Here is a 13,014-nt window from a genome sequence, read left to right as displayed (position 1 = left end):
TGAAATGGCAATGGAAAATCCTCCTATCTATATGATCGGTGGCAGCAAGGGTGGCGTTGGCAAGAGTTTCGTCACGCTGGCGCTGGTCGAATATCTCCGGCGCACGGATGTCCACACCGTCCTGGTGGAGACGGACACGTCAAATCCCGATGTCATGAAAGCCGTCCATGACGAAATCGAATGCGCTTCATGTGATCTGGATGAGGCGGGCGGCTGGATCGATTTCGTCAATTTCTGCGATGAGCATCGGGATGCGACAGTCATCGTCAATACGGCGGCGCGCAGTCAGGCCGGCGTTGCCCGGTACGGCGGAACGCTCGCCAGTACGCTGGATGACCTGGCCCGGCGTCTCGTCGTGTTATGGGTCATCAACCGGCAGCGCGACAGTCTCGAACTGCTGCTTGAATTTGGCGAAACATTCCCGCGTGCGCTCACACATGTCGTGCGCAATTGTTACTTCGGCACGCCGGACAAGTTCACGCTGTACCGTGAGTCGAACCTCCGCAAGGCCGTCGAGGCACAGGGCCGGTCGCTGGATTTTCCCGATCTCGCGGATCGCGTCGCGGACGAGTTGCGTAGTCAGCGTACCTCGATCCGCAAGGCGTCGGAGACCATGCATATCGGGCAGCGCGCGGAGCTCTTCCGCTGGCGGGCGCTGTGCGACGCGATGTTCTCAAAGGTCATCGGCGTTGACCGAACGGTTCATGAGCACTAGGCAATCGAGATCGGCCGATCCGCTCACCCGCCTGTTTCATGAAGTCTGCGGCGATGTTCCGGACGAGGCCAGCTTGGCCCGCATGCGCCGGGTGTCGGTCGCGCTGAATCTGCACGACAATGACGCGCTATGGTCGATGATTGCTGTGCTCGAATACTACGCGCGGCTGTATGAAGCTATGCCGCAGCGAGTCCGGTGGGCGGGTGAAGGTAGTCTCGAAGCAGCGCGCCGGGAAACCGGCGGCGCAACCGATGCCCTGATGCAGCAGCATCGCGAAGCGCTTGAGCGGTGCAAGGCGACGATCCAGCTCGCGGAAAACCTGATCCAGGAACACGAGGTCCGCTATCGGGCAGCACTGGCAAGCCTGAATGAGGCCGCGATAACGGGTTTGATCGAGCGCATGTCGAATCAGGTCGCGCGTGTGGCGGGTAACCGGCTGATCGGCGCGGCGGCGGCTTCAGGACGCGAGCAACGCGAGCGCTTGGGCGGCATGCTTGCCGCATTCGAACGGGCGGTGGATACATCGGCGGCGCGGGTGGAGGCGATGGCGACCGGAATGGAAAAACGTTTTGCACGCTCGATTTGTCGCCTGTTGCTGGTGGGCGGTGCCGTTCTCTGTCTGCTAGTGATTGCAGTTGGCGTCGCAGATTGGCAGATGGGATGGCATGTGGCGGGCCCGGACTGTCGCGCGGTGCAATTGCCGCAGGCAGACGGCAGGCCCTGAAAGGCGCTGTCGTCTGCTGTGCCGCGTTTGCGGCTCAGGGGCGGAAGTTACGCGACGCTCGGGTCAGCTTGCGCCACGTTTAGCTTAGCGGCGGTCGGGAAGGGCCACGGCGGCTGTGCGGTGTGGGGACCTGTAGGCGCCTCAGCGTCGCGAGATGTGTTGTTGAATTCCTGATCGTCGTTGCTGGAACTCGATCCGGCGTCCTCGTCGTCGGCTGTCTCCCCGCCGTCTTCTCCAGCTTCGTCCTCGTCCTCGTCATCCTCGCGGGTAGCCCACGAGGGCATCGCCGGAATCTCGCGGTCGGTGAGGATTTCCGGAACCCATGCAACGTTGGCGAGGCGCAGTTCGGCTGCGGCAGCTGCGTCGGCCTTGTTCATCTTTGTGAGATCGGCGGCGACCTTCTGCGATACGGCAGCGGACACGACTTCCGCAATGCGCGCCTTGCTGACGTGATCAAAATACGTGGCGCGGGTCGGCGTCCAGTACCGGGCCATGTCGAGGTTCAGCGCATCTGTGAGCGCGTTGATCGCATGTGGCGTTTCCTCGCCTTCGATGCCGTCGAGCAGCGTGCCGGTGCAGAACGCGAGTAGCTCGAGCAACGTGGTGTCGAGGTCCTGACGGATCAACCACGGGAGCAGGTCGGATCGTTTCGCCGGCAGTTCCGCAATCCATCGCGCGCGTTGGGTTTCGATGGCGTTCCATGCGGGGCTGGTGGGCAGGTCGTCGGCCGCGTGCAGCAGACTGTCGTGATTGTTCGTGCCGGACAGCCTCAGATAATCGCGCGCCGTCGTAAAGGCAAAGTGCCCGGGCAGTGCGTGCGGGATCAGGTGTTGCAGCAGGGCCGCCAGCGCGACGGTGGGCTGCGTGATCAGTTCCGCATGGATGGCTGCGGTGCGGTGCGCGGTCAGCCGCTGGCAGAGCTTCGCGCTGTGGACGGGCTTTACCCTCGGAGCCAGTGATCCCTTTGTGTCAGGGGTTTCGGCTGCCGGTGTACCGGAAACGGTCGCGCCCGCCGCGTCGAGTGCAGCCGTGTTGTCCCGTCGCACGAGGCCGCGCTCGATAGCCAGTTCGCCCTGTGAACCGACGATCACGTACGCGCCAGCCTCAGCCATCTGTGACGCTTCCCAGACCGTGGCGCGGCCTTCGAGCGCCATGATTTCGGTGTTGATCCGCCCGATTTCGTTGTCGAGGCGTTCGGCTTCCTCATAGGCGCTTTCGTCGTCCTCCGAGAGGGCTTCGAGGCTGTCGGCCAGTTCGTCGTGCTGTGCCGTGAGCGCGTCGACTTCGCGCTGCTCCTCGTCGGTGTACGGGCGCTGGCCCGGGTTCAACTTGCCGAAACGGTTCAGTTCCAGCATGTCGCGCTCGATACGGGTTTCGACCCAGCCCCAGCCCTCGGCGCGGACTTCCTCGGCGGCTGCGTCGAGCTTCTGCGCGACGAGGTGTTGAAGCAGATCGGCATCGGCAATGTAGCCCGCGTTTTCCTCGTCACTGAACAGGTCCCGCCGGACATAACCGCCCGCTGCCTCGTAGGCGGCGAGCCCAACGAAGCGCACGAGACGGCTGCGGCTCGCGTCGATCTCCGCGCGCGTGATCGCCTGCCGCACATAGTGCGGCTGACGCTGCCACTCGTTTGCCTCAAACCAGAGGCGTTCCTGGGTGTCGTGGTCGTCCGCCAGGGCGAGCGCGGCAAGCTGGTCGAGTGTGATTGCGTCCTCGCGCAGCAGCGCCAGCAGTTTGGGAGACACATTGGCGAGCTTCATGCGCCGCTTGACCGTGATGGGCGACGCGGAAAAAAGCGCGGCGATGTAATCGACGCTGTGGCCTTCCTCAGCCAGCATCCGGTAGGCACGCAGCACGTCGAAAGGATCGAGTCCCTCGCGTTCACTGTTCTCGATCAGTGAAATGGCGAGCGCTTCGCCCTCGCGAACCACGCGCACGGGCACCGGATAGTCGGCGCTGATGTGCTTCTGCTCGAACAGCAGGTCGAGCGCGGCTTCCCGTCGCTGGCCCGCGCAAACGCCATATTTGCGCTGTTTCCCCCGCGAACCCTTGATCTCATGGACGACGAGGTTTTGAAGCAACCCTTTCGCGCGGATGTTGGCGGCAAGTCCGGGGATACCTGCCAGAGGTTTGGTGCGGGCGTTCAGTGGCGAGTGCCGCAGGCTGGAGTAAGGCACGGTCAGGACCGGCCGCTCGTTGCCGAAATCGGTCTCGGGTGAGGTTGCGGATTCGACGACGTCAACGGAGACGGTGGCTGCTTCAACAGTTTGGGCTTGCATGATGGACTCCATAAACTTGGAAACAAGGTGCCGGGCCAGTGCTGTGTGAATGCGCGGGGACGTGACCCGGAGGGCGTCGTGGCGCAAGGGCTGGCAACGGGGCGGCGTGTGTGCGTCGCCCCCCGGTCGTCAAGACTTCAGTTGACGCATGGCATCCGCGAGCATCCAGAGGGCGCGGTTGAGCTTCACGTTCTGGTCGATGCCGGTGATGGGTCGCGTGGACATCGCGCGGCCCGAGCGCGAGCTGCCATGGATGCCGCCCTTCGTGAGGTTCTCCTGCACGCGATTGAAAACGGTCCAGAGGTCATCGCGGCGATCCTCGAAGCGTCGTGGGGTGAGCAACTGGCCCTCGGTAATGGGCGCGGGCGCTTCGGCGTCGCTCGGGTCATAACGCAATGCGAGTGCGGAACGGGCGAACGCCTGTTGTTCGTCCCGGTCGAGCGTCGCGGCGCGCATGCCTTCCTTCTGCTCGCGGATCAGGTCGAAGCCGTCGAGCACGTCGAATGCGCCATTGATCACGTTCTGGATGACCTTGCCTTTGTGTGGGACGCGGATGTCGGCGATGTTCTCGCCCGCGACCATGCCGTTCTGGCAGACAAACCGGAATATGCCCGCCAGCATCTGGTAACTGCTGGTGCCGTCGTGCGAGTTCAGCAGCACGATTTCGTCGGCTTCCTCGCCGGAGATCTGGTCGGCATAGCGAAGCCGCAGCATGTGTTTTGTGAATTCGCGCTTGCCCTGATCGCGAACACGAGTTTGGCAGATCATGAACGGCTGAAAGCCTTCGTTGCGCAGGCCGCGCAAAACGTCGATGGTGGGAATGTAGGTGTAGCGTTCGGAACGGCTTTCGTGCTTGCCGTCCGCGAAGATGGAGGGAGCAACCCGGCGAATCTGATCGTCTGAGAGGGGCGAGTCAGCGCGAAGCATCGGGGAGCCGTAATGGAAAGAGGAAGCGAGTTGCATGGCAATCTCCACAGTCAAGGTTGAGGACCTGAACCGGGCGAGGGGAGGTGCCTTGCCATTGCGACTAGACACTTCCCGGTGGAACTCGGGGTTGGCGTTGCGGCCGCCTGGCTCCCGGGTTCCCGCCCGTGCGACTTGAGGAGCCGATAGCGGGCGGGCGTCAAGGAAATAGGCGAGGGAGGGGTGCGGGCAACACGGTCCCTCGCCCCTTGATGCGCGCCCGCTATCGGCTACTGTCGCGGGTCAAGGGCGGGAAGCTGGGAGCCGGGTGCAATGCCATGCCGCGGGTTGAGTGGGGATGCAGGTGCGGTCCTATGGTCGCGGTCGCGTAGGCCCTCCTCGCTAAAAAGCGACGCGGTTGACTGCTGTGCCTGAAGTTGATGACCGACAACCGGCGCCATCAGGTGATTTACAAACGTGCGCGGCGGCAGGCCAGGATGCGACTCGAGTGGCCGGATTGATGGCGGTCGTGCGGCCCGCGACTCCACGGCCGCGCGGCCGCCGGCCTCTCATAGCGAAGGGATTGGGAACTTGCCGACACCGCGACGCGGGGCCGGTTTTCGGCCACAGCTGACGGTCGTGTATCAACGGTGGCATGCCTGCTTACGGCTGGTCACCGGTCGTTCGGCGAGGAGCAGCGACGAACGGCCGCCAGAGAGTTCAGCGTATGCGTGCTGTCGTTTAGGTTTATCCAACGCCTGCCCGCACGCACTGTCGTTCACTCACGAGCCCGCGCTTGAGGGCAGGCATCGAATAAACGCACTCGCCCATTCGCTATCGTCGCTGATCGGCCGCAGTCGCACCTCGTGGTCAGTCAGTTCGCCACGGTCCGCTGAGGAGAGCGGAGCATCGCACTCATGCTTCATGCCGCACCGTACCGGCTATCTTGAGTGGCGGACCATGTGCGGTGGTACTCCGAAGCGCTGACGCGAGGACGCGTGCGCTGTCACGCGGGATTGCGTGTGGCAGCGATGCCGTATCATTTCTGCATCAGGTGCATGTGCAGTATCGTTAGCAGCGGAATGCTGGCTGACCGCCTTATTCCTACATGTAGTGCGGTTCGATCAGGCATGCGTAGGCCTGTGGGACAGGGCGAACTTCAAACGCGGGCACGGGCCCCACGTGAACCTGTGGGTAGGGGTCATTGATTTCCGGAGAGATCGCTAATGACCAGGCTTTTTGAAATCAGCCATTGTCAAAAGAATGGGATTCGTGTCACTGGATCCGACCTTCGTTTCGGCGATCTCCAAAATCTCAAACTGCGCATCCTCAAACGCTGCGAGCAAATCTTCCCGGCGATCGCTGGGAGCATCACAGTATTCCTGGAGCGCTTCTGCGCTTACCTCGAAGACTTGATGGCGATCGTCGAAAATTACCCGAAAGGCGACTGTCGCACGCTCCGTCACTCTCGGTTTGAAGCCTTCGTCGATGTACGTAGCCATGGCCATCTTCGCTCTCTTTGCCGAAACATCGTAGCGCGCTGCCTAAGCGCCGTGTTCGTCGCACCACTGGATCTCCCAGCGCTGTGCTGCCTCGAACGCGTCTGCGCCGGAAGGATAGTCCCCGAGGTTACCCGAGTACTTCACCTCGACCGCCTCGCCGCCCGCCGCGGTGCGGCGGTAAATCTTTGCGCGACCGTAGTATCGACCCCCTTCATCAAGCGGCGACGCGTCGATGTGGAACTGCTTGTAGTCGAATTGCATGACCGCCTCCGAAAGAGTGCTCTATTCATCGTCGCGTTGAACAAGCTGCAAGTTCCCATTCGCGTCTCGGCCGAGGCTCACAAGCTTATTTCTGTAGTCACAGGCCGGACAGAGGAAAAAGAATCCCTGGTCATCGACTTCCGGCGCGATCTGATCAAAGTCAAACCGAGCATCGCAGTTTCGGCAGGTCCACATGTCGGCCTCCGTCCGTATCCTGAAGGAATCCTGGCACCATGATACGAGACTACATCGCATCGATGCGGCGCTCCGCGTGGAGACGAGCCTCTTCGATCGCTTGCTCCGGGGTTTCTGCAGCTGCCTCTGGGTTTTTCCAGTAGACGGGCGGCGTGGTCAACGTGTATGCCCAGTTCCACCTTCCGGTTTTTTGTTGGGTCACGTAAACGCTGTAGTTGACTTCCTTGTACGAGAAATTGTGGGCGGCCATGAAGGTCTCTCTCAGGGTATTCGAGAAATCCTAGCATGAGCGACACTAAATCCCTCAGCGAGGCGCTGCCGGACGAAATCAAGCGCGTGACTGAAGTCCTCGGCCATTGCGTCTAACTCGGCCTGGTAGGTACTTTCGGCACGATGATGACCCGTGCTAGGCCTCGATTCTGCGACGCGCGATCGCGAGTGGCGACGTCGTCGCAATGCTGACTGCGTGCGAGAACCTCAAGGGCTACAAGTCATGAAAGACGGCATGGTCAATATCTGCCTGGTCGCCGTGCCCGGCACACCGATTACGGATTAAGATCTCCGGCTCGCGGGAGACGTGGGCTGCACTGTGGCGATTCATCGGCCCTTCTGCTCAGTGCAACCTCGCACGAAACCCTTTGTGGGTCGCTATCGCGGCGGCCTACTACGAAGGTCTGCAGCACGGCGCGTCTCTTGCGCTTGACATGGCAAAGCCAGAAGAATCGGAAACGATCATCCTCAACGGACAGACCTACCGAAAGGTTGCTGTTTGAGCGAGAACGGATCAACAAAGAGGGCGCCCGGACTCCCATTCAAGCCACCTGCAGTTTGGTATCACTTGTCCATTGAACCGGATGAATTGCACCGGATGCGTCGAGTTGGATCGGAATACTTCCATTTCAATGGGACAGCCTGCTTGTTGTATTGGCGGACGTAGCGCATGAGCTTTTTGTCGAGATCTTTTGTGCTGGTGAATACGCCGCGTGTAATGACGTCGCGCTGGATGCGGGCAAACCAGTTCTCGACCTGATTCAGCCATGACGAATACGTGGGGGTGTATGCATCGAGACGTTCGTATGGTCAGCCAGAAAGGTTTGAACGGCGTCGGTTTTGTGGCTGCTGACGTTGTCACAGATCACGTGAATCTCCTTTCTGGCTGGCTGCGCCGATACCACCTCGGTGAGGAACGCGACGAACTGGGCACTGGTATGGCGTGGTGCTGTCTTGCCCAGCACTTCGCCGGTGGCGACATTCAGCGCTGCAAACAGGCTCAAGGTACCGTTGCGTTTGTATTCGAAGCCGTGACTTTCGGCGCGCCCAGGCGAGAGCGGCAACATCCGGTCTTTGCGATCAAGCGCCTGAATGGCCGTTTTCTCATCCACGCAGAACACCGCCGCGTGCAAAGGCGGGTTCAGGTACAGGCCGATCACATCGGCAGCCTTTGCCTCAAAGTCGGGATCGTTCGACACCATGTGGGTATCGAGACGATGCGGCCGAATCTCGTGTTTGCGCCAGATTCGTTGAACCGTCATGAAGGGCACGCCCAGCTGTGCGGCCAACTTGCGGCTGCTCCAGTGCGTCGAGCCATCGGCCGGTTTGCGTCGCAGCGTGTAGTCGAGTACTCTCGCCTCAAGACGCGCCAGGTCGCGCCGCGGCGCACGACCCGGGTGCCGGCCATAGAGGCCTGCCAGACGCTCACTGGCGAAGCGGTTTTGCCACGTGTGATAAAACGCGAATCGCATCGCAATTCGCTCATGATCGCTCCGCGCGATGCCCCTTCATCAAGCAGCAGGATCAACCGCGCTCGCCTTACCTGGCCAACGGCCATCGTTCGGCTGCGCTGCATCGACAACAGTTCTTCCCGCTCAGCTTCACTCAGATTCATTTTGCCCATGCACCATTAGATCGGTGCAATTCATTGGTTCAATGGACTAGGTGCTTCTGATCGGCCTTGTTTCGCTACGGGCATTTTACTGAACATACCGGCCCGGTTGGCTAACGTGGCCTCCAGATGGAGGCCATGTTGCTTGCATCAGCACAACCAGGGGGCGGATGCGTGCGTCAAAGGATGATCGCGTGACAACAAAAGAATAGACATACACCGAAGCCGCGCCAATTACCTCGCGTGTAATTGCGAATGGTCGCTGACTGAGGCACCGTGATCGGAGAGCTCAGAATTAGACCGGGTCGACCGAACCAGTACCATCTGCCGCATATTACATTGAAAGTAATTGTGTCGGTTTCTGGCATCGATAAAACTCAAACTTTCTTTTGGCGATACGACGCTTCATACGGCTGTCAACAATATGAATTCCTGATACACGGAAATATTCTGAATACTACGAAGGACATCATGGATAAAATTAATAGTACTCGTCGAACAGCGCTGCTTGGCGCAGCTCTTACCGCGGCAGCGGCTCTTCCGCTCCCGAGCGTCTTTGCGCAATCCTCCGGCGACAACATCACGTTCGGGAAAACCGCGACACCCGGCTGGTTGCTTGCGTTTTGGAAGGAAATCGACGACAAGACATGGGGCAAGGGCTTCGACTGCTTTGCCGAGCACGCGCAGGGCACTCTGGGTATCGGCCACTGGGAGGGCTGGGAGGCCATCCGCGCCAATCTTCGCGCATTTGTCGACAAGCAGATGACGACGAAGCACGAAGTTGTCGAGTACTGGGTTGTCGGAAGGCTGAAGGCATTCCGCGGCTTTGTGACGATGAAATTCAACGACCCGAGGCTCGGATCGACGCCGCGGGATGTCGGGCATATCGGGCGCGGCGACCCCCAAGGCTGCCAGACGCTTACCAGCCTGAACACGAACAAACGCCTGCACGAGCCCACCGCGCGAATACAGCTGCGTGGAGTATCCCAGCGGTGCGGCGACCAACTGTACCGACCCGTACTGCCCACCTTCGATGACTGTAGAGACGAAAGGCGGGCAGGACGATCAGTCCGACGACCTGCGGCCCCGCATTCAGTCGGTCGAAATCGGGGCTGAGATTCTGAGAGCACTGGCGAGTTTCGGAAGGCTGGTTCCGTTGCGATCTCTGGCGACGAAATGCGGCATGTCGGTTGGAAAGTTCACCGCTACCTGGTGAACCTCACGAAGGCTGGACTGGTCGAGCAGGACTCAGCGAGCGGCTACTACGGGGTCGGCGGGGGTTCGATTGCGATTGTCCTTTCGGGCCTATGGGCGTCCAAAGGTGCGCGTCTTCGTGGATTACGTGCGCGCCAATTTTTGCAAGCACCTGGTCACCGAAACGAATGACCGCAAGCGAAAAAAAGGTTCAGTCGCCCGCTAAAATGGACTGAAGTGGCCTGCCCGCTCGCTCGCTCTTGAAAGCGTTGACGATGAAATCGACAAAAACACCCGTCTTGGCCGAAATGAGCGTCCGTGACGCGTAGTAGAGTGAAATTGCGCCGATATCGGCGTACCAATCCGGCAGCAGCCGAATCAGATCCCCGCGCTCCAGATCGGGCAGCACATCGAACAGTGCGATCAATGACACCCCCAAGCCGAGACGCGCGGCTTCGCGCATCGCGGCGGGATCGTTCACAATGATGGTTTCGGTGAGCGGTCCCGCTATCTCGGTACCGTTCGCAGTCCGGAGCATCCAGTGACGAATTCGCCCCGTGCGCGGCGAGCGCATGACGATGCCGTTGTAGGCAGCGAGCCCTGAAGGATCGGTCGGCGTCGATCGGCCGGACATATAGGCCGGAGAGGCCACGGCAACGCCATGCACCGGGGCCAGCGTGCGCGATACGAGGCCGGGCGCGAGATCGAAGCCACCGCCGATGGCGGCGTCGTAGTTCTCGGCGATCAGATCCACTGGCCGGTTTTCGAAGTGCCACTCCGGACGGATTCGCGGATACTTTGCCAGAAAGGCCGGCAATAAGGGTAGGACGTGCATGATGCCAAATGTCGGTGGCATGCTGACTTTCAGGACACCCGCCGGCTCGCTGCTTTGCGCTGCCGCTTCGGCAATGGCGGCCTGGAGTGCGTCGAGATTGCCGTCGATCGACATCAGGAACCGTTCGCCGGCTTCCGTGAGCGCGAGTTTGCGGGTCGATCGTTGGAAGAGCCGTACTCCGAGGTTGCGTTCGAGCATCGCCACGTTTCGGCTGGCCGCAGCCGCAGTCAATCCGAGCCTGCGCCCAGCTTCCGCAAAGCTACCGCCTTCAGCAGCTCTCACAAATGATTCGAGGTTCGCCAGAGTTTCCATATACAACGCTGATCCTCAACGTTTGCTTGAAGCCAAAACAAGACAATACCCCCTAATCAAGATGCAATAAAGTGGCTAATCTCACTCCCAAGGACCTCAGAGGAGTGAAATTGATGAAAGCTATTGTCTTGACCCGCTTCGGCGAGCCGGAACAAGTCCTTGAACTGAAGACGCTGGCTGACCCCACGCCACCCGGGCCTGGCGAAGTCGTGGTTCGCGTGGCCAAGCGTCAGCTTCATCCCGGCAACCTCGCCATGGTCCGAGGCAAGTTCAATATCCCGCTGCCGGCGGACGGATTCCTGGTTCGGCGGTGATGGTATGGGCATCGTCGAGGCTGCAGGAGAAGGCGTGGATTCTGCCAGTGTGAAGCCGGGCACACGCGTGATCTTCAATCCAAGCCCGGGCGCCTGGGCAGAGCGTCTCAAAGCGCGCGCAGAGCTTGTGACACCCATCCCGGATGATTTGCCCGATGCTATCGCCGCCCAGATGCTCCCTAACGCTGTGATTGCACTCATGCTGTTGCGGGCAGCACAACGCGCAGTGCCGGACGCCGGTCGTGAGATACCGATTCTATTGAACGCGGCTGGCTCTTCGGTAGCACGCTTTCTGACGATTGCGGCCCGCAGCCGCGGGTTGAACGTGATGGGCACGGTTCGAAGCGGTAATGGGGCGAAGATCCTGTCAACTCGGTTCCCGGATTTGCCGGTGATTTCGACGGCCGATCCGGACTGGCTCGGCCAGGTCCGCCATGCCGCGCGAGGGCGTCCGCTTCAGGTCATCATGGATCCGGTGGGCGGAGCGATGGTGAGCGATCTGGTTCCGCTGCTCGGCGATGGCGGAGCCGTGTTGTTTTACGGCGCAATGTCCCCGGACCTCATCACATTTCGGTCTGGCGGGCTGGCGCATCGCGAAATCATGTTCAAGGTGTATCGTCTTCGCGCTGGGTGCAGACCACGTCGGCCGAACAGCGCCGTGAGGATGTGGCGGAGGCCATCGAGATCGGCCGCAGCGCGCCCGAGCATTTCGAGGTGGCGGCCGATTACGATCTGGCCCGGTTCGCCGATGCGATCGAACATATCGAGCGTGCAAATCGCAGCGGGGCAATTCTGCTCAGCTCGGATTCGTAAAGTGGATTTGATGGAATCGACTGGACTCGCCCAGCTGCGCGTTGACTATCGCCGGCGCCATGAAGTCCGGCGTGGCGAGCACCGAATCGGTGTCGCCTTTGCCGTTGATCTCTGCGTCCAGCCGCTCGAACGAGCGGTTCTCTGCATTGCGCTTGCTCGCCGGCCACTCACTCTCTGCGCCGTGTTCCTGCTTCCAGCGCTGCAATGCGCGGCGCAGAAAGCGTAGATTGTTCGGCGAAGGCGTGCGGATATAGGCATCCACCAGGATGTCCAAAGCCTTCAGGTTAGCGCTGCGCACGTGCATTGCGCGGGAGTTGGTGCGCAGCCATTGATCAAACGTGAACTTCAGGCGAGGCAAACCGTTGTGATCGGCGGCCATGGTTCGCGTCTCGGAGGTTCTTACACAGCGGGCTCCGCGCTGATGCCCCTCAGGTAATGCGCGAAGCGGCAGCAGGCGAAGGTTGACGACGGACGCGCCGAGACGGTCGAGTTGGCGGTGGCCGCCGGATCGTCGTACTCCTCCGGCTTGACGACCGACTGCGCACCGATCGAAGCGGCCACATCGGAGTTCTTCCAATGCACGAGCGGTATGAGGCCCACCGTGCGCGCGACAAATTTCTGAATGCTCCGCTGTGCTGGTTTCTATGCGACGTACTGCGCGCCATGTCACACCCAGCAGGGATGCGGCACTGCGAAGTGCAACCGGGTTACGCGCCAACACGGGTCCGATATGGACGTGCGGCACGTGGCAACTGCTGTACACGCATATAGAACAAGGGGGGCGCGATCTATTCCATGTCCGCGCGATTGTCCCGTAAGTGTTTTGATGCGAGGTCGAACGGCCGCCGAGAATCGTTGGTTTAGCGAAGCGGAATGGGCGTGCGGACCCATGCAAGGGCGCTCGCGATATGCGCCGTTGAGGACGACCACGTGCAATCGTGCGCCGGTCCCATCATTGAAGCCGGTTTCGGCGACCGCAGTGCTACATGAAGCGAGTGTGGGGAGCGAGGGTCATCCGGTCCATAACGCTCGAGATGCGACTGTTCTCTCCAGAGTAGTTGAGACTCAGGCTGAATGTCGAAACT

General features: G+C 60.8%; 11 protein-coding genes and 3 pseudogenes. 4 read left to right on the top strand and 10 right to left on the bottom strand.

Going from position 1 to position 13,014, the window contains the following annotated elements:
* Positions 1-4: 4 nt before the first annotated feature.
* Both AB4Y34_RS31345 and AB4Y34_RS31340 read left to right on the top strand, forming a co-directional pair.
* The gene (locus AB4Y34_RS31345) at positions 5-715 is read left to right on the top strand and encodes a protein mobD (protein WP_368718218.1); all 711 of its coding nucleotides are present in this window, start codon (positions 5-7) and stop codon (positions 713-715) included.
* Positions 690-1,439 carry a hypothetical protein gene (locus AB4Y34_RS31340; RefSeq protein ID WP_368718217.1) on the top strand — a complete coding sequence of 250 codons (750 nt, stop codon included), beginning with the start codon at positions 690-692 and terminating at the stop codon, positions 1,437-1,439. The genes AB4Y34_RS31345 and AB4Y34_RS31340 overlap by 26 nt, the downstream gene beginning before the upstream one ends.
* A 47-nt stretch (positions 1,440-1,486) precedes the next feature.
* Here AB4Y34_RS31340 and AB4Y34_RS31335 read toward each other — a convergent pair whose 3' ends face one another.
* From AB4Y34_RS31335 to AB4Y34_RS31300, 8 genes and pseudogenes are all read right to left on the bottom strand, one after another.
* On the bottom strand, positions 1,487-3,718 hold the full coding sequence (locus tag AB4Y34_RS31335; RefSeq protein WP_368718216.1) for a ParB/RepB/Spo0J family partition protein: 2,232 nt from the start codon (positions 3,716-3,718) through the stop codon (positions 1,487-1,489).
* Positions 3,719-3,847: 129 nt separating this feature from the next.
* Positions 3,848-4,681 carry a DUF932 domain-containing protein gene (locus AB4Y34_RS31330; RefSeq protein ID WP_368718215.1) on the bottom strand — a complete coding sequence of 278 codons (834 nt, stop codon included), beginning with the start codon at positions 4,679-4,681 and terminating at the stop codon, positions 3,848-3,850.
* A 1,163-nt stretch (positions 4,682-5,844) separates the two neighbouring features.
* Complete coding sequence (locus tag AB4Y34_RS31325; protein WP_368718214.1) at positions 5,845-6,123, bottom strand: DUF1488 family protein; 279 nt, start codon at positions 6,121-6,123, stop codon at positions 5,845-5,847.
* Between the two features lie 42 nt (positions 6,124-6,165).
* Positions 6,166-6,384, bottom strand: coding sequence for a hypothetical protein (locus AB4Y34_RS31320; RefSeq protein WP_368718213.1), 219 nt, complete (start codon positions 6,382-6,384; stop codon positions 6,166-6,168).
* A gap of 244 nt (positions 6,385-6,628) precedes the next feature.
* The gene (locus AB4Y34_RS31315) at positions 6,629-6,829 is read right to left on the bottom strand and encodes a hypothetical protein (protein WP_368718212.1); all 201 of its coding nucleotides are present in this window, start codon (positions 6,827-6,829) and stop codon (positions 6,629-6,631) included.
* 584 nt (positions 6,830-7,413) lie between these two features.
* Positions 7,414-8,473 (bottom strand): annotated as a pseudogene (locus AB4Y34_RS31310) (IS630 family transposase).
* 843 nt (positions 8,474-9,316) lie between these two features.
* Positions 9,317-9,412, bottom strand: a pseudogene (locus AB4Y34_RS31305) (type II toxin-antitoxin system VapB family antitoxin); the annotation flags it as partial.
* Between the two features lie 454 nt (positions 9,413-9,866).
* Complete coding sequence (locus tag AB4Y34_RS31300) at positions 9,867-10,802, bottom strand: LysR substrate-binding domain-containing protein (protein WP_368718211.1); 936 nt, start codon at positions 10,800-10,802, stop codon at positions 9,867-9,869.
* 113 nt (positions 10,803-10,915) lie between these two features.
* Here AB4Y34_RS31300 and AB4Y34_RS31295 point away from each other — a divergent pair, with 113 nt between their 5' ends.
* Complete coding sequence (locus tag AB4Y34_RS31295; protein WP_368718210.1) at positions 10,916-11,116, top strand: hypothetical protein; 201 nt, start codon at positions 10,916-10,918, stop codon at positions 11,114-11,116.
* Between the two features lie 630 nt (positions 11,117-11,746).
* Positions 11,747-11,929, top strand: a complete 183-nt coding sequence (locus AB4Y34_RS31290) for a hypothetical protein (protein ID WP_368718209.1) — start codon at positions 11,747-11,749, stop codon at positions 11,927-11,929.
* Here AB4Y34_RS31290 and AB4Y34_RS31285 read toward each other — a convergent pair.
* Both AB4Y34_RS31285 and AB4Y34_RS31280 read right to left on the bottom strand, forming a co-directional pair.
* Positions 11,913-12,308 (bottom strand): hypothetical protein, encoded by a 396-nt coding sequence (locus tag AB4Y34_RS31285; protein ID WP_368718208.1) that lies wholly within the window; start codon positions 12,306-12,308, stop codon positions 11,913-11,915. The two genes, AB4Y34_RS31290 and AB4Y34_RS31285, sit on opposite strands and share 17 nt — an antisense overlap.
* A gap of 41 nt (positions 12,309-12,349) precedes the next feature.
* Positions 12,350-12,541 (bottom strand): annotated as a pseudogene (locus AB4Y34_RS31280) (type VI secretion system contractile sheath large subunit); the annotation flags it as partial.
* Between the last annotated feature and the right edge of the window lie 473 nt (positions 12,542-13,014).

This window comes from Paraburkholderia sp. BR10954 (genome assembly GCF_040965775.1).
GTDB lineage: Bacteria > Pseudomonadota > Gammaproteobacteria > Burkholderiales > Burkholderiaceae > Paraburkholderia > Paraburkholderia youngii.
The sequence above is the reverse complement of the archived record's forward strand: the minus strand, read 5'-3'. Positions and strand labels throughout refer to the sequence as shown.

Bases quoted from the DNA above. Each gene is read 5' to 3' on its own strand.
- AB4Y34_RS31335 (WP_368718216.1), bottom strand. From the start codon at position 3,718: ATGCAAGCCCAAACTGTTGAAGCAGCCACCGTCTCCGTTGACGTCGTC.
- AB4Y34_RS31295 (WP_368718210.1), top strand. From the start codon at position 10,916: ATGAAAGCTATTGTCTTGACCCGCTTCGGCGAGCCGGAACAAGTCCTT.
- AB4Y34_RS31285 (WP_368718208.1), bottom strand. From the start codon at position 12,308: ATGGCCGCCGATCACAACGGTTTGCCTCGCCTGAAGTTCACGTTTGAT.
- AB4Y34_RS31320 (WP_368718213.1), bottom strand. From the start codon at position 6,384: ATGCAATTCGACTACAAGCAGTTCCACATCGACGCGTCGCCGCTTGAT.
- AB4Y34_RS31300 (WP_368718211.1), bottom strand. From the start codon at position 10,802: ATGGAAACTCTGGCGAACCTCGAATCATTTGTGAGAGCTGCTGAAGGC.
- AB4Y34_RS31330 (WP_368718215.1), bottom strand. From the start codon at position 4,681: ATGCAACTCGCTTCCTCTTTCCATTACGGCTCCCCGATGCTTCGCGCT.
- AB4Y34_RS31325 (WP_368718214.1), bottom strand. From the start codon at position 6,123: ATGGCTACGTACATCGACGAAGGCTTCAAACCGAGAGTGACGGAGCGT.
- AB4Y34_RS31345 (WP_368718218.1), top strand. From the start codon at position 5: ATGGCAATGGAAAATCCTCCTATCTATATGATCGGTGGCAGCAAGGGT.
- AB4Y34_RS31315 (WP_368718212.1), bottom strand. From the start codon at position 6,829: ATGGCCGCCCACAATTTCTCGTACAAGGAAGTCAACTACAGCGTTTAC.